This is a genomic window from Paenibacillus oralis (assembly GCF_003863965.1).
Taxonomy (GTDB): domain Bacteria; phylum Bacillota; class Bacilli; order Paenibacillales; family Paenibacillaceae; genus Fontibacillus; species Fontibacillus oralis.
The window spans coordinates 3,758,360-3,781,650 of sequence record NZ_RRCN01000001.1 but is presented as its reverse complement, the minus strand read 5'-3'; the positions used below and the strand labels follow the sequence as shown (position 1 = coordinate 3,781,650).

22 protein-coding genes and 1 pseudogene are annotated in these 23,291 nt (G+C 51.3%); 9 read left to right on the top strand and 14 right to left on the bottom strand.

Annotated features, from left to right (window positions below; genetic code table 11):
* Positions 1–153 precede the first annotated feature (153 nt).
* Together EHV15_RS16940 and recQ are read right to left on the bottom strand one after the other, a co-directional pair.
* Positions 154–2,199 (bottom strand): B12-binding domain-containing radical SAM protein, encoded by a 2,046-nt coding sequence (locus tag EHV15_RS16940; protein ID WP_128632231.1) that lies wholly within the window; start codon positions 2,197–2,199, stop codon positions 154–156.
* An 11-nt stretch (positions 2,200–2,210) separates the two neighbouring features.
* On the bottom strand, positions 2,211–4,049 hold the full coding sequence (recQ, locus tag EHV15_RS16935) for a DNA helicase RecQ (RefSeq protein ID WP_128632230.1): 1,839 nt from the start codon (positions 4,047–4,049) through the stop codon (positions 2,211–2,213).
* Between the two features lie 298 nt (positions 4,050–4,347).
* On the opposite strand from recQ, the gene rlmD reads away from it, so the two are divergent.
* Positions 4,348–5,838: a 23S rRNA (uracil(1939)-C(5))-methyltransferase RlmD gene (rlmD, locus tag EHV15_RS16930; RefSeq protein ID WP_128632229.1), complete on the top strand. Its 1,491-nt coding sequence runs from the start codon at positions 4,348–4,350 to the stop codon at positions 5,836–5,838.
* Between the two features lie 570 nt (positions 5,839–6,408).
* Positions 6,409–6,696 (top strand): annotated as a pseudogene (locus EHV15_RS16925) (DUF2087 domain-containing protein); the annotation flags it as partial.
* Positions 6,697–6,724: 28 nt separating this feature from the next.
* Here EHV15_RS16925 and EHV15_RS16920 read toward each other — a convergent pair.
* The gene (locus EHV15_RS16920; RefSeq protein WP_128632227.1) at positions 6,725–7,717 is read right to left on the bottom strand and encodes a Gfo/Idh/MocA family protein; all 993 of its coding nucleotides are present in this window, start codon (positions 7,715–7,717) and stop codon (positions 6,725–6,727) included.
* A 191-nt stretch (positions 7,718–7,908) separates the two neighbouring features.
* Between EHV15_RS16920 and EHV15_RS16915 the strand changes: the two genes are divergently transcribed.
* Together EHV15_RS16915 and EHV15_RS16910 are read left to right on the top strand one after the other, a co-directional pair.
* The gene (locus EHV15_RS16915; RefSeq protein WP_128632226.1) at positions 7,909–8,775 is read left to right on the top strand and encodes a MurR/RpiR family transcriptional regulator; all 867 of its coding nucleotides are present in this window, start codon (positions 7,909–7,911) and stop codon (positions 8,773–8,775) included.
* 41 nt (positions 8,776–8,816) lie between these two features.
* A complete protein-coding gene (locus tag EHV15_RS16910; RefSeq protein WP_246061648.1) occupies positions 8,817–9,749 on the top strand; it encodes an AraC family transcriptional regulator in 933 nt (310 codons plus the stop codon).
* Between the two features lie 53 nt (positions 9,750–9,802).
* Here EHV15_RS16910 and EHV15_RS16905 read toward each other — a convergent pair whose 3' ends face one another.
* From EHV15_RS16905 to EHV15_RS16880, 6 genes are all read right to left on the bottom strand, one after another.
* On the bottom strand, positions 9,803–10,762 hold the full coding sequence (locus tag EHV15_RS16905; protein ID WP_246061646.1) for a transketolase family protein: 960 nt from the start codon (positions 10,760–10,762) through the stop codon (positions 9,803–9,805).
* The gene (locus tag EHV15_RS16900) at positions 10,759–11,610 is read right to left on the bottom strand and encodes a transketolase (protein WP_128632225.1); all 852 of its coding nucleotides are present in this window, start codon (positions 11,608–11,610) and stop codon (positions 10,759–10,761) included. The genes EHV15_RS16905 and EHV15_RS16900 overlap by 4 nt, the downstream gene beginning before the upstream one ends.
* Positions 11,611–11,640: 30 nt before the next feature.
* A complete protein-coding gene (locus EHV15_RS16895; RefSeq protein WP_128632224.1) occupies positions 11,641–13,017 on the bottom strand; it encodes a PTS ascorbate transporter subunit IIC in 1,377 nt (458 codons plus the stop codon).
* Between the two features lie 19 nt (positions 13,018–13,036).
* Positions 13,037–13,318 (bottom strand): PTS sugar transporter subunit IIB, encoded by a 282-nt coding sequence (locus tag EHV15_RS16890; RefSeq protein ID WP_128632223.1) that lies wholly within the window; start codon positions 13,316–13,318, stop codon positions 13,037–13,039.
* Positions 13,319–13,345: 27 nt separating this feature from the next.
* Positions 13,346–15,406 (bottom strand): BglG family transcription antiterminator, encoded by a 2,061-nt coding sequence (locus EHV15_RS16885; RefSeq protein WP_246061943.1) that lies wholly within the window; start codon positions 15,404–15,406, stop codon positions 13,346–13,348.
* Positions 15,407–15,704: 298 nt separating this feature from the next.
* The gene (locus EHV15_RS16880; RefSeq protein ID WP_425464437.1) at positions 15,705–15,995 is read right to left on the bottom strand and encodes a hypothetical protein; all 291 of its coding nucleotides are present in this window, start codon (positions 15,993–15,995) and stop codon (positions 15,705–15,707) included.
* A 178-nt stretch (positions 15,996–16,173) separates the two neighbouring features.
* On the opposite strand from EHV15_RS16880, the gene EHV15_RS16875 reads away from it, so the two are divergent.
* The 5 genes from EHV15_RS16875 to EHV15_RS16860 all read left to right on the top strand — a co-directional run bounded on the left by EHV15_RS16875 (position 16,174) and on the right by EHV15_RS16860 (position 18,771).
* Positions 16,174–16,419, top strand: a complete 246-nt coding sequence (locus EHV15_RS16875; protein WP_128632220.1) for a type II toxin-antitoxin system prevent-host-death family antitoxin — start codon at positions 16,174–16,176, stop codon at positions 16,417–16,419.
* A 1-nt stretch (position 16,420) separates the two neighbouring features.
* Entirely contained in the window at positions 16,421–16,570 is a 150-nt protein-coding gene (locus tag EHV15_RS37015) for a hypothetical protein (RefSeq protein ID WP_218571235.1), read from the top strand.
* Complete coding sequence (locus EHV15_RS38350) at positions 16,557–16,751, top strand: type II toxin-antitoxin system RelE/ParE family toxin (RefSeq protein ID WP_218571234.1); 195 nt, start codon at positions 16,557–16,559, stop codon at positions 16,749–16,751. The genes EHV15_RS37015 and EHV15_RS38350 overlap by 14 nt, the downstream gene beginning before the upstream one ends.
* A gap of 279 nt (positions 16,752–17,030) precedes the next feature.
* The gene (locus EHV15_RS16865; protein ID WP_128632219.1) at positions 17,031–17,372 is read left to right on the top strand and encodes a hypothetical protein; all 342 of its coding nucleotides are present in this window, start codon (positions 17,031–17,033) and stop codon (positions 17,370–17,372) included.
* A 406-nt stretch (positions 17,373–17,778) separates the two neighbouring features.
* Positions 17,779–18,771, top strand: coding sequence for a hypothetical protein (locus EHV15_RS16860; RefSeq protein ID WP_128632218.1), 993 nt, complete (start codon positions 17,779–17,781; stop codon positions 18,769–18,771).
* Here EHV15_RS16860 and EHV15_RS16855 read toward each other — a convergent pair.
* From EHV15_RS16855 to EHV15_RS16835, 5 genes are all read right to left on the bottom strand, one after another.
* A complete protein-coding gene (locus EHV15_RS16855; protein ID WP_128632217.1) occupies positions 18,752–18,943 on the bottom strand; it encodes a hypothetical protein in 192 nt (63 codons plus the stop codon). The two genes, EHV15_RS16860 and EHV15_RS16855, sit on opposite strands and share 20 nt — an antisense overlap.
* Before the next feature lie 12 nt (positions 18,944–18,955).
* Positions 18,956–19,771: a carbohydrate ABC transporter permease gene (locus tag EHV15_RS16850; protein ID WP_128632216.1), complete on the bottom strand. Its 816-nt coding sequence runs from the start codon at positions 19,769–19,771 to the stop codon at positions 18,956–18,958.
* A 34-nt stretch (positions 19,772–19,805) separates the two neighbouring features.
* Positions 19,806–20,687 carry a carbohydrate ABC transporter permease gene (locus tag EHV15_RS16845; RefSeq protein ID WP_128632215.1) on the bottom strand — a complete coding sequence of 294 codons (882 nt, stop codon included), beginning with the start codon at positions 20,685–20,687 and terminating at the stop codon, positions 19,806–19,808.
* Positions 20,688–20,689: 2 nt separating this feature from the next.
* Entirely contained in the window at positions 20,690–22,042 is a 1,353-nt protein-coding gene (locus tag EHV15_RS16840; protein WP_128632214.1) for an ABC transporter substrate-binding protein, read from the bottom strand.
* 330 nt (positions 22,043–22,372) lie between these two features.
* Positions 22,373–23,170, bottom strand: a complete 798-nt coding sequence (locus EHV15_RS16835) for an HAD-IIA family hydrolase (protein ID WP_128632213.1) — start codon at positions 23,168–23,170, stop codon at positions 22,373–22,375.
* Positions 23,171–23,291 lie beyond the last annotated feature (121 nt).

Genomic DNA, 23,291 nt, shown 5'->3' with positions numbered 1-23,291 from the left:
GGTTGTGATCGCCGTTAATCGCCTTAATCTAAGCAGAATTAGCCTAGTTTAAGTGAAATAAGCGCCATGGCAACCGTTAGAATTTGAAATCAACGTTTTTGGGACAAATAGCGATTGTGGCAACCGTTAGAATAGTTTGTGGTTAATGCAACGCTAGTGGCCAGTGATGGGAGGCACCAAAGATAGTAAAAATGCCAGCGGCGCATGGAAAAATACCGGGCGCTCGTCCTCGCTCTGCTGGTACAGCACGACCAGCAGGGTCGCCTCCGAAGCGGCGGAAAGCTGATCGGCAACTGCTCCGGCTCCGGCTGTGGCTGTGGTTGTATCTGTAACTGTAACTGTATCTGTAACTGTATCTGTGGCTGTGTCTATAGTTGTGTCTATGGTTGCTATGGTTGTGTCAACGGTTGTGGCAACGGTTGTGGCTGTGAGTGCTTCTGCAGCTGTGTATTTGGTTTTGTCTGTATCTGTTCCTGTATCTGTATCTGCGGCTATAGCTGTGTCTACGGCCCTGCTTTGCGCCGAAGGCCCTGCCGGCACTTCCTTCCCTGCAAGCACGTCGCCCAGCCGGAACGGCAGCACCTCCAGGCAGGCGTATTTCTGCAGCTCGCGCTCGTTCAGGCCATAGGCCGCGAAGCTGGCGGACAACGCCGATGGGTGCTCCGCCAGCGCCTTGAAATAGCCGCTGCGGCGGTCCTTGTCCATCCGGTCCTCCCACCAGATTTTGCGCGGCTTGTATTTATGTCCGAGCAAATAATCGAGCTTCATCAGGGCAAGCGCCACCTCCGGCCGCTTCAGGCCGCGATAGGCGAGAAACTCGTGCAGCCGGGCGAACAGATCCTCCAGCTGATGGCCGATCCGCTGCCAGCCCCGCTCTTCCCAGTAATCGCCGAACTCCTGAAAGAAATCAAACGGCGAGTCGAACTCGCGGCTCACCAGATATTCCAGCGTATGGTCCATCCGGTGCGCGTTCCAGTACTTCTCCAGCACATCCTCCAGCCGTTTCAAGCGGACGACGTCCGAAAACGGCAACACATCGTTGCCCAAAATTTCGTACGGAGCATGGTCCATGTACACGTAGTTGTATTTGGCCGCGTTGTTCCGGAGCCCGGTCCCGCGCAGCATTTTGAGGAAGCCGAGCTGCAGCTCCTCGGGGCGCAGGGCAAACACGTCGTTAAACGTTTTGCGGAACGTCGCGTAATCCTCCTCCGGCAAACCGGCGATCAGATCGAGATGCTGGTCGATTTTGCCGCTTTCTTTGATTTTGGTCACCGTGCGGGTCAGCTTCGTGAAGTTCTGCCGCCGCTTGACGAGTTCGTTGGTCGGATCGTTCGTCGACTGCACGCCGATTTCGAAGCGGAAGATCCCCGGCGGCGCGTTTTCCGCCAGAAAATCAAGCACCTCGGGCCGCATAATGTCCGCCGTGATTTCGAACTGGAAGACGCAGCCTTGATGGTTGTCGATCAGAAATTGGAACATTTCCATTGCGTAGCTGCGGTTGATGTTAAACGTGCGGTCCAGAAATTTGATCGTTTTCGCCCCATGCTCGATCAGATACAGAATATCGGACTTCACGCGTTCGATATCGTAATAACGCACCCCCACCTCGATGCTGGACAGGCAAAATTGGCAGCTGAACGGACAACCTCGGCTCGTTTCAAAATAAATGATCCGCTTACCGATGTTCGGAATATCCTCGGGAAACCGGTGCGGCGAAGGCAGCGTGTTCAGATCGGATTTCGGCCGCGGCGGGTTGATCATAACCTCCTCGCCTTTGCGGTAAGCCGCGCCAAACACAAAATGGAATTTCCGGGCGCCGGCCAGCTCCTGCAGTAAATGATGGAACGTCTCCTCACCGTCGCCCATGACGATGAAATCGACTTCCCGGACGCGCTCCATCCAGTGCTGCGAATCGTAAGACACCTCGGGACCGCCCAAAACAACCGTCGTTTCCGGCAGCACTTTTTTCAGCAGCTTGATCACTTTAATCGTTTCTTCGATGTTCCAGATGTAACAAGAGAAGCCGACCACGTCGGGCCGGCGCTGAAACAGGTCGGAAACGATGTTCATCACGGGATCCTTGATCGTATATTCGGCCAAATCGATGTCGAACTCGTTCCCGCTGTAGGCCTTAAGCAGCCGAAGGGCCAGCGAGGTGTGGATAAATTTTGCGTTTAAAGTCGCCAGTATGACCTTCATGTTTCACAACCCTATTCCATATTTTGAAAAAAATCCAGAAACGGCTTCCCATACTTACGGTATTTGACTTCCCCCACGCCCTTAATCTTCAGCATATCCGCTTCGCTCGTCGGGCAGACGACGCTCATTTCGCGCAATGTCGCATCGTTGAAAATGATATAAGAAGGAACATGCTCCTTCTCGGCCAGATCGCGCCGGATGAGACGCAGTTGCTCAAAAATCGTCTCGTTGACCGCGGACGGGCCGTCGTCGTAGCCTCTGCGGCGCGAGCCGCCGCCTGAAGCGGTCTGTTTGCCGGCGGCCGGCTCCGGCGCGCGCAGCATCACCTGATGGCGGCTTTTCAGCACCTCCACGGCCAGCGGCTGCAGGCGTGCAACCGGGTATTGCCCTTCGGACAGGGCCAAATAACCCTCGGCGATAAACACGTTGATCAGCTCGGAAATTTCTTTTTCCGTGCGTGTGCGCATCATGCCGTAGGTCGGCAGCGAGTCGAAACCGTACTGCAGCACCTTTTTGTTCTGCGAGCCTTTGAGGACGGAGGAGACCAGCGACACGCCAAACCGTTCCCGCATCCGGTGAATGCAGGAGAAGACGATTTGCGCGTCGCGGGTCATGTCGACCAGTTCGCGTTCGTCCCGGCAGGAGCTGCAAATGCCGCACGGCGTATGATCATGCTCCTCGCCGAAATAATCAAGCATCGCCCAGCGCAGGCACTTGGTCTGATAGCAGTACTCCACCATCTGCTGCAGCTTGCGGTATTCGTTGCGCTTGCGGCTCTCGTCCTGCGGATTTTGCTCGATCAGAAATTTTTGCGTCATGATGTCCTGCGGGCTGAACAGCAAAATGCATTCGCTCGGCTCGCCGTCGCGGCCGGCCCGGCCGGCTTCCTGGACATAAGCTTCCATATTTTTAGGCATATTGTAGTGGATGACGTACCGTACGTTGGACTTGTCGATCCCCATGCCAAACGCATTGGTGGCGACCATCACGCGGATATCGTCATACAGGAACGCCTCCTGGTTTTCCTCCCGCTCCTTGTCGGACAAGCCGGCATGATAGCGGCCCGCCGGAATGCCGGAACGGCGCAGCCGGTCGTACAGGTCGTCGACCTCCTTGCGGGTCGCCGCATACACGATGCCGGGCTGATGCGCGTGCGTGTTCGCATAGTTCATCACGAATTCACGTTTATTTTCGCCGCGCAGCACCGACATCGCCAGGTTGTCCCGGCCCAGGCCGGTGACAAAGACGGCCGGCTCCGCGAGCCGCAGCAGCGACACCATGTCGTCCATGACCTCCGGCGTCGCCGTCGCGGTGAAGGCCGCGATGATCGGGCGCTGCGGCAGCCCCTGCACAAACGGCGAAACCGCCAGGTAACTCGTCCGGAAGTCATGCCCCCACTGCGAAACGCAGTGCGCTTCGTCCACGGCGACACAGGAGATGGTCAGGCCGCTCATCTCCTCGCGGAACCAGTCCAGCTCCAGCCGCTCCGGCGCCACGTACAACAGCTTCAGCTCGCCGCGCCGGGCGGCGCGGATGCGCTCGTTTACCTCTTTGCCGGTGAGCGTGCTGTTGATGTAAGCGGCGGAGATTCCCATCGCGGTAAGCGCGTCTACCTGATCCTTCATCAAAGAAATGAGCGGCGACACGACCAGCGTCAGGCCCGGCAGCAAAAGCGCCGGGACCTGGTAGCAGATCGATTTGCCGCCGCCGGTTGGCATAATGCCGAGCGTATCCGCACCCGAAAGCACGCTTTCCACGATTTTTCGCTGGCCTTCGCGGAAATCGGGGTAACCGTAATATTTTTGCAGTAATTGCCGCGCTTGTTCCATGTTTGCTGTTTGCGAAATCATTTGTTCCTCACTCTTCTCCCTAAATCCATATACTTTAAGTTTACCGGGCTTGGCCGCACCTTGGCAACCATGGTCCATCGAACACGCCGCCCAAAATTTACAATTATGAAAAAAGCGCAGCGAAACGCCCGCGTTTTGGGGTAGGCCGAAATCGCCCTCTCGATCGCGGGGGTTCTTGCTTTTCTGCTGCGGCGTGTTTAAAGTCGGAGCGTTTAAATCAGGGCCCCACTGTGGTGTCCTCTGGTCCCGCGTGGTATATTGGGACTGTACCTTTTTCGGAAATGGAGATTTTGGATCAATGAGCGATAACAAACCACGTTACAATACATCGCGTTTTCCGGGGAAAACCCGGGATTCGAAGCCCAATTCGAAGCCGCCTTCAAGGCCGGTTTCAAAGCCATCCGCCGCCGGCCGCGAGCAGGCTGATCAATTGCGGACCGGCGACAGAATCGTCGTCACGGTCAAGCGGCTCGGGATCAACGGTGAAGGGGTCGGCTACTACCGCCGCAAAGCGGTATTTATCGAAGGCGCCATTCCCGGGGAAGTCGTTAAGGCGGAAGTCACCAAGCTCTCCGACAAGTTTATTTCCGCCGCGATCAAGGAGATCGAAAAACGTTCCCCCTACCGGGTGGATGCGCCATGTCCGGTGTTCGGCATATGCGGCGGTTGCCAAATCCAGCATCTGTCTTACGAAGGCCAGCTCGCCGGCAAGGAGGACATGGTGCGCGAGGCTTTTTCCCGTTATGCCGGATTGCAGGATGTACGGATTAAGCCGATGCTGGGCATGGAGCATCCCTGGAATTACCGCAACAAAGCGCAACTGCAGCTCGGCATGGCCCAGGAAGGCGTAATCGCCGGACTGTACGCGGCCGACTCGCACAAGCTGATCGACATCACCGGCTGCCCGATCCAGCATCCGAAGATCAATGAAGCGGTAGACCGGACGCGCAACGTCCTGCAGCAGCTGCAAATCCCCGTATACCGGGAAAAAAGCAATCAGGGGCTCGTCCGCACGATCGTCGTTCGCTGGGGGTTCCAATCGGAGCAGCTTCAGGTCACGCTCGTAACGGCGAGTGACAAGCTGCCGCGCCAGGCCGAGCTGATCAAAGCACTGCGGCTGGCGATGCCCGATTTGACGAGCATTGCGATGAACGTCAACCCGAAAAACACTTCGCTTGTCTTCGGCAACAAGACGGTAATTCTTTGGGGCGAAGACAGTATCCGGGAGTCGCTTGGCGACCTGGAGTTTACGTTATCGCCGCGCGCCTTTTTTCAGCTGAATCCGATCCAGACGGTGAAGCTGTACGAAACGGTGCGCGCCGCCGCCGGACTGACCGGCCGGGAAACGGTCGTCGACGCCTACTGCGGCACCGGCACGATCGGCCTGTGGCTGGCGCCTTACGCGAGTGAGGTGCGTGGGATCGAGTCAATCCCCGAGGCCGTGGAGGACGCGAAGGCAAACGCCGCTCGCAACGGCCGCGGCAACGCCTCCTTTTACGCCGGCTACGCTGAGGAGCTTCTGCCCCGCTGGGTGAAGAGCGGCTTCGCACCCGACGTCATCGTCGCCGACCCGCCGCGCACGGGCCTCGATCCCCGCTTCCTCGAAGCGGTGCTGCGCACGAAGCCGAAGCGCTTCATTTACGTCTCCTGCAACCCTTCCACCCTGGCCAAGGACTGCAAGGTGCTGCTGGACGGCGGCTATACCATCGACTGGGTGCAGCCGGTCGACATGTTCCCGCAGACGAGCCATGTGGAGTGCGTTGTCCTATTGCAATGGAAAAACGGTTAAATCCCCGTCCGGATTCATCGAAGAAAGAATTGAGGAACTTGGCGACTGGCGGGGCCAGTTGCTCTCAAAGTTGCGGAACCTGGTCAAGCGGGTCGATCCGGAGGTAGTTGCGGAGTGAAAGTGGAGCGGGCCAGCTTCTGGAAGGACGAACTGCCGGCCTTCAAAAAATAGTGGAATTTTATGTTCTTATTATCAGCAGCCCTAGCATGTTGATCCCTATAGCGGATTTTTTTGTCCCTATTTTCCTATGAATGGTCCAAAACGTAACTATTTCCTTGCGATTCGAGAAAATAGCGACATAAATTTCCTCTATTTCTCTCATATGGACGGATATCGGCGGAATAACGACATTTTTTGCCCTTATATTTTTCGCTGGAACTGCGATCCTAATTTTACCACTATTGGGGCAGATTCTGGAAAGACACGGAATTGTTCTTCCGTGTCTTTTTGCGTTTCGGGAATTGACAACTCACTATCATTCGACTAACATCTAATTTAACAAATATCTAATTTGATATTCGCTAAATTTGTTGATTGAGGAGGACAAACATTTTGGATGATAACCATAAGCGATTTAGAGACTCTGTCATTAAAAATTTTTTTACAATCGAAGGACGGTTAAAGAGCATTCCCGTGCAACTTAAGAAGAAGCTTGTTGTACTGGAACAGCTAGTATCAAAGCTAGAGCCGGGACGGAAGTACAGCGAAAAGGAAATAAATGATTTTATTAAGGATTATCATGATGACTTTGCGACAATACGCAGGGAGTTTATTATTCACCAGTTCATGTTTCGGGAAAATCAAATTTACGAGCTAAACCCGCAAGAAATGTGGGTAAAATGGGATGAGCTTTCATGACGAAGTTAGGCACTTGACCGGTACTCATTTATGATCGGCCATGATCAGCAGCAAATATAACACCGGCCGATTCTCTCGCCGCTTGTACGATTTCCATGACTCTCCGGCTTTGCTCCAGCAATAGCTCCGCTGCCTGCGTGTCCCGCTGGGCTATAATCCGGTCAAACTCCACGAATTCGTCATACATCCGGTGCGCGTGATTTTTATGATCCACTTTTTCCGGCTCTTGACGATAGAGGGTATAGGTATACGAATCGCAGATATTGGCCGAACTGTTCATCTGAATGCTGCCCTTGTCTCCTTGAATGCTGTAGAAGGCGGGAGCCGAGCTATCCTTGGCGCCGACGCATACGGCTTTAAAATGTCCGTAATCCAGCAGCAATACGCCGGAAGTGTCAATCCCCCGCTCGATATTGGCCATATATTGCACACGCTCCGGGCTGCCAAACAATCCGGTTACCCAGTGGATATTGTAAATGTTGATGTCCATCAGCGCTCCGCCGGACATGGCCGGATCAAACGCGGGCAGCGTGTTCCCTGCTTTAAATGCGTCATAACGGGAGGAATACTGGGAGTAGTTGCACTGCACTATTTTAATATCGCCAAGTAATCCCACACGTTCTTTTATCGATTTGTAATTCGGCAGATGAATCGTTGTGACCGCCTCCAGCAGCATCAAGCCGCGCTCACGCGCCAGCCTGTCCAACTCCAGAAACTCCCGCAAATTGGATGTAAACGGCTTCTCGCAAATCACATGTTTGCCCTGCAGCAAGGCCCTTCTGGCAAAAGAATAATGCAGATGATTGGGCAGTCCGATATAAACCGTATCCACATCATCCTCCAGCATTCTGTCGTAATCCGTGTAAATCCCCGGAATCCGGTACTGCTGCTGTAATTGCCCCAGTTTCTCATAGCTTCTTGGCGTGCCGCAGATGGCGATGACGGAAATATTAGGAATCTCATGAATAAAACTCAACAAATCCAACACGATCTTACCCGCGCCCGCAATTCCCAATTTCATCTTATCCGCACTCCTTATCCTTTTAATTACTCCATTATAGGAGCATAAACTCCCGCCCGTATAGAGACTGCCGCCAGAATGATGCATATGTTCAGCCGTGCCCATGGCGTTCCCCCCTAATGCTGAACCAAAAGTTCATTTTCTATACTTCCCATCGACGCCTTTGGTACAATAAATCTGAGGTGGATCTGATGAAAATACTAACATTGCTGAAAGAAATGAGAGGTTTTACGCCTAACGAACAGAGCATTGCCGCCTACGTTCTGCAACATCCGGAGAATTGCCTGTCCTTAAGCATCCATGAGCTTGCCCGGGCGGCTTTTACCTCTCATTCGGCCGTGGTTCGTCTGACGCGCAAGCTCGGCTTAGCCGGCTTCAAGGAATTCAAAATCAAACTGGCCCAGGAACTGCAGCAATCCCTTCAGCAGATTTCCGGCGTAGATCCGAACCTGCCTTTCCAGGTGCATGAGTCTTCCATCCAGGTAGCAAAAGGCATGGCCGAACTGCTGAAAGAGACTATTGAGAAAACATTTGTTTTGCTGGATGATGAGTTATTGAACCGGTCTGCCGAAATGCTGAACCGGGCGAAGCGGATTTTCATTTTTGCCCTGGGAGATTCTCAGATTCGTGCCCAGAGCTTTCAAAATAAACTGATTAAAATCAATAAATATGCCATTATTGCCACCGAACTGGCGGAATGGGCGCATCATACCGTGAATATGACTCCGGAGGATTGCGCCGTTTTTCTGACGTATCACAATAAATCGCCCATCTATTTGAAAGCCGCCCGGCATCTCAAAAATTCCGGAGCTCCTATACTGACCATCACCTCATCCGCCCGCAGTGAACTGGCCGCACTCAGTACGATTTGTATTCAGGTGCCAAACGACGAGTTGTCCTATGCCAAAATCGGTACCTTCTCTTCCCAGATCGCTTTTGAATATGTATTAAACGTGCTGTATTCCTGCATTTACAAAATCGACTATCCCAAAAACAGGCAGACCGCACTCCAGTCGCTATCTGCATTTCGAACATTTGACATGATGCAGGATATATGAAAAATGAGGATATAAATCCTTAACGGAAGGAGCCGGCAAACATGGAAACTATAAATGAACCGCAGCGCATGGAGCATGCCTTGCAGCAATTGGCGCGTTTGCTCCTTCGCCATGCCCCGTCGAACGGAACGCATCAGACGGTTATGCCTTCTTTGACGCTGATGTATGCCGCGCATCCGGCGGAACCGCTGGAAACCGTACACAAGCCATCCGTTTGCGTCGTGGCGCAAGGGGCGAAGACGGCCACACTGGCAGAGGAAACCTACCGATACGATCCTTCGACTTATTTGATCACTTCCGTCGAATTGCCGACCATCGGCAGAATTGTCGAGGCATCGCCCGGGACCCCCTATTTAAGTTTAAAGCTGAGCTTCGACACCGACGTCATTCTTGAGATTTTGAACAAAATGAATCTCCCCGTTTCCGCTCCCGTGGAAGCCGGCCGCGGCATCACCGTAAACCGGATGTCTTCATCGCTGCTCGAAGCCGTCGTGCGGCTTATGCAGCTGCTCGACACGCCTGAGGACATTCCGATGATGGAACCGCTCATCGTCCGCGAAATTCTGTATCGAATGCTTCAAGGTGAACCAGGGGCCTTCCTCCATCAATTTGCGATCGCCGGCAGCCATGGGTACAACATCGCGCAAGCGATCCGGGTGATTAACCGGCAATATGACCGCCCGCTGGCTGTTGAGCAGCTCGCCAAGTCCGCAAACATGAGCGTATCGGCGTTTCACAAGCATTTCAAACGCGTCACCGCGATGAGCCCGCTGCAATACCTGAAAACGGTGCGTTTGCAGGAAGCCCGGCGGTTAATGTTGGCGGAGTCCATGCCGGCATCCGATGCGGCGTTCCGCGTCGGCTACGAGAGCCCGTCCCAGTTCAGCCGGGAATACGCCCGGATGTACGGAAAACCGCCGATGCGGGATGTTCAGGAGACAAAAGAGCTGTTTCTTAGCTCACCGCTGAATTAAAAAGAAGATCAGGACGCCGATGTCCTGATCTTCTTTTTTGTCCGCCATTCAAATTAAGAAACAACTTCTTCCGCCGCATCAGCAATATCCTTTGCAGTCAGCTTGTAGAATTCCTTCAGGTAATCAACCTTACCGACCTGACCGAATTGTTCCCTGACGCCGATCCGCCGCATTCGGGTTGGGCAATGTTCGCTTAGAACCTCGGCCACGGCGCTTCCCAGTCCGCCGATCACGTTATGGTTTTCCGCCGTAACGACCGCTTTGTTTTTTTCGGCGTACTTGACGATTAAATCTCGATCGATCGGCTTAATCGAAAACATATCGATCACGGCGGCTTCGATGCCTTGCTCCTGAAGCAGGTCGGCCGCTTTCAACGATTCCGCCACCATAATCCCGCTGGCGATGATGGCGACATCGCCTCCTTCTCGCAGAACCTTGCCTTTCCCCGCTTCAAACACCTCATTTTCCGGGTAAAGTTTTACGGCATTTTTGCGGATCGTCCGAATGTAATGAATGCCATGCTCTTTTTCAATTTTGCGCAGCAAGTACCGCAGCATCGTGGAATCGCTCGCTTCATACACCTGGGCACCCGGAATCAACCGAGCCAGGCCAAGGTCTTCGAAGGCCATATGGGTCCCGCCGTTATGCTCAGCGGTTACGCCGGCATCGGAGCCTAATATTTTGATATTCGTTTTCGCGTAAGCGCCTGAAACAAAAAGCTGGTCAAAAGCGCGGCGGGTGGCAAACTGGCCGAATGTATGGACATAAGGGATCTTGCCCGTCAGCGACAGACCGGCCGCAACCCCCATCATATTCGCTTCCATAATCCCGGTATTGATGATTTGCTCCGGAATCTCTTTCATAATTTTATTGGTCGAGATCGCACTCATTAAATCGGCTTCCAAACCGATGACATTGGGATTGGCCTTAGCCAGTTCCAATAACGTATTGGCATACATTTGGCGCATTTCCACGTTTTCCAGTTCATAGTTTCTGGCCGCTACGCTCATCATAACTCCACCGCCTTTCCAAGTTTGGTTTCCAATTCTGCAATCGCATTCAAAATAGCGGCTTCATCGGCTTCGTTGGGACGAATATGATGGTTATCGGCCTTCTCTTCCAAATAAGGAACGCCCTGCCCTTTGACCGTATCCAAAATAATCGCGACCGGCTTATCCCCCTGCGCTTTTCCTTTTTCGATGGCTTCATAGATTCCCCGCAACGAACCACCGTCCACTTTCATCGCGTAAAAACCAAAAGCGTTAAACTTCTCCGCAAAATCCAGCGGATCAATAATATCCTTCGTTAACCCGTCCAACTGCTTTTTATTGTCATCCACAAATACAAAGAGGCGGTTCAGCTTATGATGCGCCGCGAATTGGAAGGCCTCCCAGCACTGCCCTTCGTTTAATTCGCCATCCCCCACTATGCAATAGGTGTAATTCTCCTTACCTGATAGTTTATGAGACAGAGCTACCCCAACAGCCGCGGAAATGCCTTGCCCTAACGATCCTGTTGTCATATCAACACCCGGTGTTAAATTTTTATCGGGATGCGAAGGGAGCTTCGTGCCATTCTGATTTAACGTATACAGAACTTCTTCGGGAAAGTAGCCTTTAGCCGCCAAAGTGGCGTACAGCCCCGGTCCGCCATGGCCTTTGGAGAGAATGAAATAATCGCGTTCCTCCCATTTCGGGTTGGCCGGATCGACTTTCATCACTCCACCATACAATACGGCCAAAACCTCAACGATGGACAAGCTGCCGCCGTAATGTCCAAAACCAAGGTGATGCAGCTCTTTTAATGTTTTTAAGCGGATCTCATCACGAAACAATTCCAATTTTTGCAAATCCAAGTCCATTCGAATTTCCTCCTCTGGTGTGTCTGACATTTAAGCTTCCATCTGCTGCGAATCCTGATTCGCTTTGTTTTTCTTAAAGAAACCGAATACCACGGCCAAAATTACCAGTCCAACCACCGTTATGGTAACGCCTGTTGCTCCCAGCGATTTCGCGATATTTCCAAGCAGAATGCCGGAAGCGGCAAAATCGGTATCCGAAAACGTTGTACTGGCAAAACCGAGGTTGCCGAGAACCGGCATTAAGAATACGGGGAGGAACGTAATGATCAAGCCATTTACAAAAGACCCCAAGGTCGCGCCGCGAACCCCGCCCGTGGCATTGCCGAATACCCCGGCCGTCGCCCCCGTAAAGAAATGGGGAACTACACCCGGCAAGATGATCACGGAGCCTGTCATGGCCAAAATCACCATTCCCACGATCCCGCCAAGGAAGCTGCTGAAAAAGCCGATCAACACCGCGTTTGGCGCATAGGGAAAAACAACCGGGCAATCGAGAGCAGGCTTGGAGTCCGGAACCAGTTTGGTGGAGATCCCTTTGAAAGCCGGAACAATTTCCGCCAGCACCAGCCGAACCCCGGAAAGGATCACGAACACTCCGGCCGCAAAGGTAACCCCCTGAATCACGGAGAACACAAGGTAATGCGTGCCCCCGCTAAGTTCTGTCTCCACATAAGACGGACCGGCAAAAATAGCAATGATGATATAAAGCACCACCATCGTTAACGAGATGGTCACGGAACTGTCGCGCAAAAATCCCAACCCTTTGGGAAAGCTGATCTCCTCCGTGGAACGCGAGCCTTTCCCGACAACCTTTCCGACAAGCCCGGAAGCAACATACCCTATGCTCGAAAAATGCCCAAACCCTACGCTGTCGTTCCCCGTGATTTTTCGCATAATCGGCTGGCAAATGGCCGGAAACACCGCCATGATTAAACCTAAAGCAAGGGAACCGACAACAATCAGCGGAATTCCTTGTAAACCCGAAACCACCAAGATGACAGCAAGCATACAAGCCATATACAACGTGTGATGACCCGTTAAAAAGATATATTTCAGCTTTGTAAAGCGGGCAATCAGGATGTTCGCAATCATGCCGAAGAACATAATAAAGGCGGTCGCGCTGCCAAATTCATTTAAAGCCATGGCCACGATGGCCTCGTTATTCGGCACAACCCCCGATACATGGAAGGCGCTCTGAAACATTTTTCCGAATGGATCCAAAGATTGAACAATGATTCCGGCCCCTGCGGAAATGACCAGAAAACCGAGGAGCGTTTTGGTGGTTCCTTTGACGATTTCGCTTACCGGTTTTTTCTGAATAATCAGCCCCACCAGGGAAATCAACGCAACCAAGACGGCCGGCTGGCTTAAAATATCCATCATTAATTTGAGAATTCTTTCTCCCATAGCAGTTGTCCCCCCGTTATTAAAGCATTCCCTTTGCTTGGAATACGTCCTTAAGTTTGGCGCGCAGACCGTCCATATCGATAATGCTGTCGATCACAATCACCTCTCCCAAATGCCCCATTCCTGTGGCAATATCCTTGGCGGCGATAAACAGATCCGCTGAATCCGGAGCCGCCGAGCTAAGGTCGGAATGGTCCACTTCGACACCGCCGATCCCAAGCTCCGACAAAATTTGTTTGACGTTCATCTCCAACATAAAACTGCTTCCCAAACCCGTACCGCAAATCGCTAAAATTTTCATAAATCTTCTTCCTCCCGTTTCCATGGTTTAAACCGCGGCAGAATATAACTTGAATAAGTCAAGAAACGTTTCTATCGACTTTTCCTCTTTTAAGAGCTCAATGTTTTTGGTGTCGCTGAGAAGTTTCGTTAATTGAGTGAGCGCTTTAAGATGGGTCTTGTTATCATTGGCCGCAACACAAAACAACAGCCGGACAGGATACTTTTCATCATTCAAAAAATAGACCGGCCGATTGAGCTTTAAAAAGCTCATCCCTACTTGATTCACGCCCATTTTGGGACGCGCGTGCGGGATCGCGACTTCATTGCCAAGGACGACATACGGGCCCATGGTCTTGATATTTGCAATCATCGCCTCAATATAGGAAGATTCGATGGCCCCTTTCTCCAGCAGCGGGGTTGCCGCTACTTTGATGGCCTCTTCCCAATCGGGAAGCTGTTCAACAACTTGGATCGTTTCTTCTTTTAATAGATCGCTTAGCACAGGTTGGTTCCTCCTCTGGATATCTATTTTTCTATGAATCGTCAGTTGGCTTAACGTTTCCGTTAATCCCTTTTCGTCGTAAATGTTGGCATAACGCTCAATCGTTTGGATCAGCTCTTTTAAGGACAGGTCCTGGTATCCGATCCCAAACAGCTGCCGGTACACTTCATTGACCAACCTGTTTTTTTCATTGGGCGCCATGATGGGCTTTACATAAAAGCACGGTAGCTTGGACTCCAGCTCGATCGTCGAAAAGATCAGATCATATGGATCTACATTTTCTTTCTGGTATTCCTGTAAAGACAGCGTTTTTTCCACGGTGATTTCCGAAAACAGCGACTCGATCTGGTGCTTCACCATCAACGAAGAGCTGACTCCGCTGGGACAAACGACAATCGCTCGTTTCTTTTTCGGCATGGCTTGCTGCGGTTTGGCCAACAGGGCTCCAAAGTGCATCGTGATAAAACCGATTTCTTCCTCCGGAATATTGATGCTTAACAGCGATCCGACCGGCTGAAGCAGTTCCTTGATAAGGGTGTAAAGCTCGTGATGTTCATTTTGAATCTGCTCGAGCAGCGGATTATGAATCGGAATCCGGTATTTCATGCGAAAATAAGCCGGCTTAAAATGCTGATATAAAGTGCGGATGACTTCATCCTTTTGTTCGAAAACAATGGCCGCTTTATATTCAAAATCAACGACAAGCTGTTCGCATAAGTGAAAAAGCAAATCCCGGCTCCCGTCTTGAACCGCGCGGCTCCCTAAAGACAAACCTAACAATTGGGTGGTGAAATAGCACAGCTCATGTTCATCTTCCTCAAATCCCAGATGATCAAATATGGTTTTGGCCACGGGCCACATGGGATCTTTGCTTAACAACTCGATTTCATCATTATGAAATTGAACGAATTTTCTTTCTTTGTGCCGGTAATCATAGAGGACAAGAAAATAAGCAAATTGATGTACACGTTCTTCCACAAAATCGAGATGAAAAAGCTTTTCTGCCTGCACAAGCGCACGGTGAGCCGAATCTAAGGGAAGAAGTTCCTGCCGATTGCACACTAGATAATGGATTAGTTTTTCAAAATACGGAATTTGCATCATCTGCGCTAAATGCTGCTGGACAAGGATCCGCTTATCGGACTCTGTGCCCCGAAGATGATAACCCTTCTGCCTGGAATAACGAATTTCAACCAGGAAAGGCCGGTTCATTTCGTTCGCCTTTTTCACATCGGAAATCACCGTGTTCTTGCTTACCTGGAGAAGTTGTGTTAAATGTACCGACGAAATGTGCTCTTGCCTTATAAAGAGGTACAGGTAAATGAATATCAAACGTTCCTCTTCCGTTAAAAAGAAATCTTGTTTGCGGTTCTCCAGCTGCTGCTTCCGACAAAAGCCCACCACCTCTTCCGGCACCATGATATAATTCATTCCTTTGTACGGAATGGCAGGAAGTGCTCTCTCTTTCAACCAATAATTGATTTTGTCCAAATCATAGGCGATTTGCCGTTTGGTTAATTGAGAGTGCTCCATGACCTGATTCATGGTTGTATGCTTCACTTTTAAAAGGTGCTTCAGTAAAAGCGCAGGACGTTTATCAATCATCAATGGAACCACCTCCTGCATTGATCATACAATAAAACGCTTTCATTTTGCGGAGTCATTGAGAACAAACGATGGTGAGCGTGATGAACAAAATTGGGCTGAAGTTGGGTTTGGATAAACCTCTGTTTGTGTACAGAGGGAGTATAACAGGGACATAACGAAAAACGGTGAAGGTGATCTGGTTGTGAAGGATATGGAGAGACTACGATTGCTTTTGCGGTAAATCGGGACCTAGGCTGTCGGAAGCCCAAATCCCGCTATTTTTTGCCCTCTCCTCTCTTCTCCCTAAATACCGTTATCAATATTTCGTCCAATAATCTATATTACCGCTCGAGGCGCTGAATTTTGGACGTTGAGGCTGATCCCGTTCCCACGCCTCCAGGATGACTAGCGTATCCAATCCGGGATTGTCCGGCCAAAAGATATACCGCTGTTCCACCAACCCACGCAATCCGGCAAATATATCCTGCTTGTTCCTGCCGGTCTTAATCTCCAACTCATCGATTGTAGGCATCCGTTTCCGCTGCGTCGAATAGCTGTATAGGATACGAAGTAATTTCCGTTCAAGATCTGAAAGCAATTTGACCACTCCTTTTGAATAGGAACATATGTTTGTATTATATACGAATATTCGTTCTGTATTCAATCAGAAAAAACTGTAATTCGCCCCTAAAGTATAAGAAGCATATGTTTGAAAGGAATGTACTGTTGAATTTTACGAATAATAAACATACAATGATAACAGCAATCAAAAGGAGTTGTTATAAATGCCGAATATTAAGCCCATATCCGATTTGAGAAATTACAATGAGGTTTTGCGGGATATTTCTGTAGGCGAGCCGGTATTTTTAACTAAAAATGGCAGAGGAAAATTTGCTATTGTCGATATAAGTGAATATGAAAAACTAACGGCTTCTCTAAAACTGATGTCAAAGCTTGCTCAAGGAGAGCAATCAGGGAAAGAAAAGGGATGGATGACTATAGAGGAAGTCGAAGCAGACCTGGGAATATAAAATGAATAAACTGAAAATTTCACCTGAAGCCAGAAATGACTTAGTGGAAGTGAAAAACTACATCTCCCAGGAGCTTTATAATCCTGAAGCCGCTGTAAAATTTGATCGCAAAAATAACGAAAAAGATTCGCAGCCTGGTGGATTATCCTAAAATTGGCACCCCTCTATCCGCTACTATAGACATTCAAACCGATTATCGGTATCTTGTTTGTGACAATTACCTGATATTTTACAGATATGAAGATGGAGTAGTTTATGTGGTTAGAGTCTTATACGGCAGACGGAATTTCATACGTGTTTTGTTTAGCAATTTACTTGAGGAAGAAAAATAAAATTATTCTACTTAAATCAACATAGAAATAACGGGACAAAGGCTAACCATTTATCGGAACCTGCGTCCCGTTTTTTTTATTTTTCCTGCCACTAATTCTCCCTACTCCTCCCCCAATAATTCACCAACGGAAATATCCAGCACCCTGGCAATGGCAACGACTTCGTAATCCTAAAAGTGAAAGATTATTTTTTTACTGCGAATACCGAATTAAAACAAACCGATTCCGCGTTAAAATGGAGACGAAATAAGCTAGCGCGCCGGAGGAGGAGAAAAGACAATGGAATTGCCATTATGGTTTCGAGACGCGATTCAGGAAAGGTTGAACCACATTACAGCGCGTATCAATCGTCATCCCGAATTTTGTAAACTTCGTGCCGAAGAACGCTTGGCTTTTGAGGCGATGTTTTCCGATACGGATCAAACGAAGTCGCCGGAGTATATGGACTGGGAGGACAAGCACCACTTCAGGCAGGGTTTAGAAAATGAACGTTTGTACATGCAAGGGATGATGGACGGTGTGCAACTTGCAATAGCGTTGTTTGATGACCCTGTTTTCGATTCTACAAGACTAAACAGAACGCCAAATCCGGCAAAATCGGATACAGAAATTAAACTGTAGGGTATTGTGTTGCTATTTGTACACGACAGGAGTCAAGTATGCAGAAACAGCCGGTTTGAGAACGTAAGAGGTGACCGATTTGTCGGATCCAGATATAAGTTACTTGGCAAAAAGGGGTGTAAAATTCCACGAAATGCAAAAGTGCAGGCGATTTTTGTCGAAACTCCTCAATAGGGGCTGTTCAAATGCAAAAGTGCAGTTCATTTCCGCCAAAAAGTTACTTTTTTATCGCATAGCTCCAAAACAGATGCACTTTTGCATCTCAGCCGCTCAATAATAGCGATTTACGAAAAATCAACTGCACTTTTGCACTTGGTTACCTCGTCCCCTTCACTTGAAGGTTTTCCCCCATTACAAGTTGAATATTAATTTTGAAGGAGTAAAGATAGATTGACGGAGGGGAACTATGGGACAAAGAGCAAATCTGATTATGGTTAGAAATAATTATTACGAGTTGTACTATAGCCACTGGTGTGCAAACACGCTGCCTAAAGATTTGTTTTGGGGAGAGCAGCATGCCGTCAAATTCATCGAAATGCAAAAGCGGGTGGATGAATCCGGATGGTTGGATGACGTTTGGGCCGAGGGTGGAGCTGTTATTGACTTAGATAAAAAGAAGCTGGTATTATATGGCGGCGAGGATATACTTTACAATGTTCCACTCAGGAATCTCTACTTAAAACTGATGAGAACTATTTGGTCCGGTTGGGAAATCGCCTGGGCTTACGAAGGCATTTTAGATTTAGCCAACTACGTCGGTTACCCGAGGGAAAAAATATTGACGTACGGTGAAGACGATTTAAAAGATGCAAGCTTAGAACCTCCCGAAGAGAAAGATTGGGTAGATACCATAGCGAGCGTCATGTTCCCTCAAAACGAACTGCTATTGTTCCCATTAAGCGGAGGTGTCGAAGTATATTTAGCCCATGGCCCTAATATGATCCACGAGATCAATAAATCCTATGGATATAAAAGCATTGCCCTGCGTGAATGGTCTAAGGAATTCCCTGTCGGAGGCTTCCATATTGATATAGGTCGCAGGAAATTGGAATTTTGGCATGCCAATGACATCCCCAACATATCCCATGAACTTAAAGCGAAATGGTCCGGCTGGGAAGTCGTTCATCATTACGGTGATTATGAATCCCATTTAAAGAGTACTGCCGGACAACTGCAATTCCAGAATATTGACCAGCATCAATTATTGGCGGATTTGAAGAGCCAGCTGCTTTGGGAATCGTCAAATCCGGTAGATACTATAACCTACTTTGCCAAAAAAGAAGCGGAAGCAGGAAGAAACGTAGAAATAAACCCGCACGCTTTGCGATACGATACATATGAACTGTCCAGGGAAATTAAAGAGGAAATCCTACGACGCGCTATAGATAACTTGCATTAAATTTCTGGAACTGCCGCCGCAAGCTGTGCAGCCGATCCGCCGACGGCTGCAGGTCCCCGGGGCTGCGCATCTCCAGCACCCAGGCTCCCCGATAATCGCAAGCCGCCAGCCAGTCGGCCATCTCTTCGATCGGGACGGTATCGTCCCGCCATTCCCGGGGAGTGCACCCCATCCGTCTGCTTGTCTACTTGATGCCGGAATGAATAAAGCTGTCGATAAACTGGCGCTGGAACGCCAGAAAAATGATCAGGAGCGGCACGATCACCAGCAGCGTCGCCGCGCTGACCTCCGTCCACTGCACGCCGACTTCAAACGATTGGGCGAAAATCGACAGCCCCACCGTCAACGGCCGGTTCTCCACGGAATTGGTTACGATCAATGGCCATAAAAAATTGTTCCACTGATAGCTGATGGACACCAGCGCAAACGCGACATAGGTGGGCCTGGACAAAGGAAAATACACCTTCCACAGCACCTGCCAGCGGTTTGCCCCCTCCACAAGCGCCGCTTCGTCAAGCTCGTAAGGGAGCGTCTTGAACACCTGCCGCAGCAGGAAGATGCCGAAGGAGGAGGCCAGATAAGGCAGCATAATCCCAAGCTTCGTGTCGAGCAGCGAGAACTGCTTCAAAATGTTATAGTTCGGAAAAATCAGCACGTCCGCAGGGATCATGATCTGGGCCAGGAACAGCAGGAACACGAGGCTGCTCCCGATAAACGGAACGCGTGCGAACGCAAAGGCCGCCATGGTTGCGGTCAGCATCTGCACCGCGAATACGCAAAACACAATGAGCAGCGTGTTCAGGTAATACACCGCAAAGGGGGCGGCGGACCACACCGTCGCGAAGTTATCCAAGGTAAAATCCGCCGACCAAAAGCCGGACAGCGCCGCCTGCCGCGGGCGAAACGCCGTCACCGTCATCCAGACGAGCGGCACCAGCCAAATGATGGCCAGCAGCAACATGAGAACATTGCCGATTTTCGGCGCAAGTTTTTGCAGCATAAATACGCCTTTCTTCCCGGACGGCCATCCGGGATCAGTTGTAATGAATTCGCTTGTCAAGCCCGAAAAACTGCACCGCCGCAAACAGCAGCATCAGCCCGATCATAATGACGGTCAGCGCGGAAGCAAGCCCCTGGTCCCAGAAGCTGAACGCCGTCTCGTAAATGTAATACAGCAGCAGATTGCTGGAATTGTTGGGCCCCCCGCGGGTCATGATCATCAAATGATCGACAAGCTTGAACGCATTCGTCAAGGCGATAATGCTGACAAACAGCGTCGTTGGCATCAGCAGCGGGAACGTGATTTTGCGGAACACCGTAAAGGCCCCGACCCCGTCCATCTGAGCGGCCTCGTAGAGGTCGCGCGGGATATTTTGCAGACCGGCCAGATAAAAAATCATCAGGTACCCCGATTCCTTCCAGATAATCATGATAATCATCGCCCACATCACCAGCCCCGGCGTGCCCAGCCAGTTTAGTTCGGGCTGACCCGTCCATGACAACATCCTGCTCACCAAGCCGTATTCCGGCGTGTAAATGAACAGCCAGATGTTCGCCGCTGCGATCATCGGAATCAGCGTCGGATAAAAAAAGCCCGTCCGCAGCAGCGCTTTTCCCCGGATCGCTTTGTTGGCAAAAACCGCCATCAGCAGGGCGAGGCCGATTCCCGCAGGAACCGTCCCCACCGCAAACAGGGTATTGTTGCGCATCACCTTCCAAAACACCTCGTCCTCCGCCAGCCGGCGGAAGTTGTCCCACCCGGCAAAGATCGGCTCCGGTGTAGCCAGGTCGGCCTGAAAAAAGCTCAGGCGCAGCGTCAGAAAGATCGGGTAAAACGTGAACAGCGCCAGAATCGCCAGCGCCGGCAGCAGCAGCAGCCAGGCGAATCCGTTGTTTCCAAGTCTGATTCCTTTCATGGCTATTTGTTAAAGGACGCCAGCGCCTGGTCCGCCTCCGCCTGAGCTTTCTTCAGCGCGTCGGCCGGGGTCAAATCGCCTGTCAATGCCGCCTGCACGGAATCGTTCAAAATTTTCATCACCTTGCCGTTGTTGTGAGTGGACAGCTCGGCCGCCGCGTATTCCAACTGATCGCGGGCCACGACCGCCGCCGGGAACCCGGCCGCGTACTCCTTCATCCGCTCCGTCTCATAAGCGGACTTGCGCACGGCTACATAACCGGTGTCGATGCTCCATTGGGCGGCGCGCTCGGGTTCGGTCATAAACTTGACGAATTCCCAGGCGGCCTGCTGCTTCTCGGGTGCGATATCCTTGAAAATATAGAAGTTGCCGCCGCCCGTCGGGCTGCCGTACTGCTTCTTCGCCGGCAGGAAGCTGACGCCAAAGTCAAAGGTGGCGTTCTTTTTCACGTTCGACAGGTTGCCGGTCGTGTGATACATCATCGCCGTTTTGCCTTCCAGGAAATCGGACGGCACGGTGCTCCAATCGGTCACGCCCTCCGGCATCGCCTTGTGTTTCGCGGCCAGGTCCACCCAATACTGCAGCCCTTCCACGTTTTCCGGCGTATCAAACATGACCTTTTTGCCGTCCGGGGTCATCAGATTGTCGCCGTTCTGCAGGGCAAAAGTCTGCATCATCCAATAAGCAAAGCCCGTGACCGGAATTTCCAGGCCGTAGCGCCCGTCCTTTTTCAGCTTAACCGCGTATTCCTGCATTTGCTCCCAGGTTTCCGGCCCTTTTTCCGGATCAAGTCCGGCTTCCTTGAACATCTCCTTGTTATAGTAAAGCACGATGGTGCTGCGCTGAAACGGAATGCTGTAGGTATGGCCGTCCGTTTGCGAGTTGGCCATAAACGCCGGATAGAAATCCGCCAGATAGTCGCCCTCTTCCTTTGCGATAAAATCGTCCAGCGGAATAACCGCGTTCATATCCAGCAGACTGAACAGCTCGGTCGACTGCAGCACCGCCACAGCCGGCGGCTGCTTGGCCTGGACGCCGGCTTGCGTCTTGACCGCGGTGTCGGCATAGCTGCCGGTGTACACCGGGGTCACGTCAATATCGGGATGCTCCGCTTCAAAGTCCGCCGCCATCGCCTCGATCGTCGCGGTCAGCGGCCCGCCGACCGCGATCGGATAATAGAACGTAAGCTCGGTCTTTTTCCCTGCGGACGCGTTCGCCGTTCCCGCCCCGTTCGTGGAAGCATTCGCACCGGAGACGGATCCGCCGTTGCCGCCGCTCCCGTTGCCGCCCCCGCATCCCGCCAAAAGCGACAATCCCAGCGCAACTGCCAGCACTTTCGTACTCCATTTTTGCATCACTTCAATCTCCTCCAAAATTTCATATATTGGTGTGCGGAAGAATCGCCGTTTTTAGAGGTTGTTCAAAAAGTCATCTTTTGATCACGAAGCAAGTCAGGAAGTGATCTCGACGTCGAATCTTGAATTCAGCCGGGCCTTCCGTTGCTCACGTAGGTTACCCTACGCTCCGCTACTCAGTCCCTAGCTTCATCCAACCTTCTCGGTGCTGAAAAGCCGACTTTTTGAACTCGCACTTTTAGGAACCGGCATTTTCTTCCACTGTAGCAAACTCGTTTATTTGCATGATTAGCACCGGGTAAAAACGCCGTTAAATTCGGGCCGGCGGATTTAAGTTCGTTCGGCCTGCCCCAGCAGTTCGTCCAGCGTGGCCCAGACATAATCCGGCATGACCGGAAACTGTTCCAGATCCCCGAGCGAAGCGACCCCGGTCAGCACAAGCGCGGTCCGCATGCCATGGCTGGCCCCGAACACGATGTCGGTGTCCAGCCGGTCCCCGATCATGAGGCAGCGGTCGCCGCTCGTACCGCTCCATTCCAGCACCTTGGCCGCGTAATAGGCGGACGGCTTGCCGATGACTTCGCTCACCGCCCCCATGCTCGCAGCTTCGATTGCTTTGACCATGGACCAGGTGTCGGGAATTAGATCCCCGGCCACCGGGCAGTTCGGATCCGGATTGGCGGCGATCAGGCACGCTCCGTTCCGCACCGCCTTCATCGCACGGTGCAGCTTGCCGTAGTCGAACTCCCGGTCCATGCCGACCAGCACATGCGTCGCCTGCGCCGGATCGTCCGTCATTTCTACCCCAGCCGAGACGAGTTCATCGCGCAGCGCCTTCTCCCCGGCAACGAGCACCCGCACCGCCCCACGCAATTCCAGAAAATAAGCGGCGGACATGAACCCCGCCGTCACGATTTCTTTCTCATGCGCGGCAAGGCCAAGCTGCAGCAGCCGGTCCCGGCATTCCCCGCGGGTGCGGATGGTCGTATTGCTCAAAAACCTCACTTTTTTGTTCAAGCTTCTTAAATGGCATAGCGTTTCCTGCACGCCGGGCAGCAGGACGTCCCCCAGAAAGATGGTACCGTCCAAATCGAAAAAGTACGTTTCAAATGACAGCGTGTCCGGCAATGAATGAGCAGCCTCCTTTGGTGCGGACAACACAAAAAAGCCCGTTATGCGGCGCACGGAAGCGGGTATGGCAAACAGACCATTCCTTCCGGTACCGCATAAGGGCTTTCTCCTCGTCTCC

What these genes read in the sequence shown, in the direction of transcription:
- EHV15_RS16940 (WP_128632231.1), bottom strand. Translation starts at nt 2,199, where the DNA reads ATGAAGGTCATACTGGCGACTTTAAACGCAAAATTTATCCACACCTCG.
- recQ (WP_128632230.1), bottom strand. Translation starts at nt 4,049, where the DNA reads ATGATTTCGCAAACAGCAAACATGGAACAAGCGCGGCAATTACTGCAA.
- rlmD (WP_128632229.1), top strand. Translation starts at nt 4,348, where the DNA reads ATGAGCGATAACAAACCACGTTACAATACATCGCGTTTTCCGGGGAAA.
- EHV15_RS16920 (WP_128632227.1), bottom strand. Translation starts at nt 7,717, where the DNA reads ATGAAATTGGGAATTGCGGGCGCGGGTAAGATCGTGTTGGATTTGTTG.
- EHV15_RS16915 (WP_128632226.1), top strand. Translation starts at nt 7,909, where the DNA reads ATGAAAATACTAACATTGCTGAAAGAAATGAGAGGTTTTACGCCTAAC.
- EHV15_RS16910 (WP_246061648.1), top strand. Translation starts at nt 8,817, where the DNA reads ATGGAAACTATAAATGAACCGCAGCGCATGGAGCATGCCTTGCAGCAA.
- EHV15_RS16905 (WP_246061646.1), bottom strand. Translation starts at nt 10,762, where the DNA reads ATGATGAGCGTAGCGGCCAGAAACTATGAACTGGAAAACGTGGAAATG.
- EHV15_RS16900 (WP_128632225.1), bottom strand. Translation starts at nt 11,610, where the DNA reads ATGGACTTGGATTTGCAAAAATTGGAATTGTTTCGTGATGAGATCCGC.
- EHV15_RS16895 (WP_128632224.1), bottom strand. Translation starts at nt 13,017, where the DNA reads ATGGGAGAAAGAATTCTCAAATTAATGATGGATATTTTAAGCCAGCCG.
- EHV15_RS16890 (WP_128632223.1), bottom strand. Translation starts at nt 13,318, where the DNA reads ATGAAAATTTTAGCGATTTGCGGTACGGGTTTGGGAAGCAGTTTTATG.
- EHV15_RS16885 (WP_246061943.1), bottom strand. Translation starts at nt 15,406, where the DNA reads ATGATTGATAAACGTCCTGCGCTTTTACTGAAGCACCTTTTAAAAGTG.
- EHV15_RS16875 (WP_128632220.1), top strand. Translation starts at nt 16,174, where the DNA reads ATGCCGAATATTAAGCCCATATCCGATTTGAGAAATTACAATGAGGTT.
- EHV15_RS37015 (WP_218571235.1), top strand. Translation starts at nt 16,421, where the DNA reads ATGAATAAACTGAAAATTTCACCTGAAGCCAGAAATGACTTAGTGGAA.
- EHV15_RS16865 (WP_128632219.1), top strand. Translation starts at nt 17,031, where the DNA reads ATGGAATTGCCATTATGGTTTCGAGACGCGATTCAGGAAAGGTTGAAC.
- EHV15_RS16860 (WP_128632218.1), top strand. Translation starts at nt 17,779, where the DNA reads ATGGGACAAAGAGCAAATCTGATTATGGTTAGAAATAATTATTACGAG.
- EHV15_RS16855 (WP_128632217.1), bottom strand. Translation starts at nt 18,943, where the DNA reads ATGGGGTGCACTCCCCGGGAATGGCGGGACGATACCGTCCCGATCGAA.
- EHV15_RS16850 (WP_128632216.1), bottom strand. Translation starts at nt 19,771, where the DNA reads ATGCTGCAAAAACTTGCGCCGAAAATCGGCAATGTTCTCATGTTGCTG.
- EHV15_RS16845 (WP_128632215.1), bottom strand. Translation starts at nt 20,687, where the DNA reads ATGAAAGGAATCAGACTTGGAAACAACGGATTCGCCTGGCTGCTGCTG.
- EHV15_RS16840 (WP_128632214.1), bottom strand. Translation starts at nt 22,042, where the DNA reads ATGCAAAAATGGAGTACGAAAGTGCTGGCAGTTGCGCTGGGATTGTCG.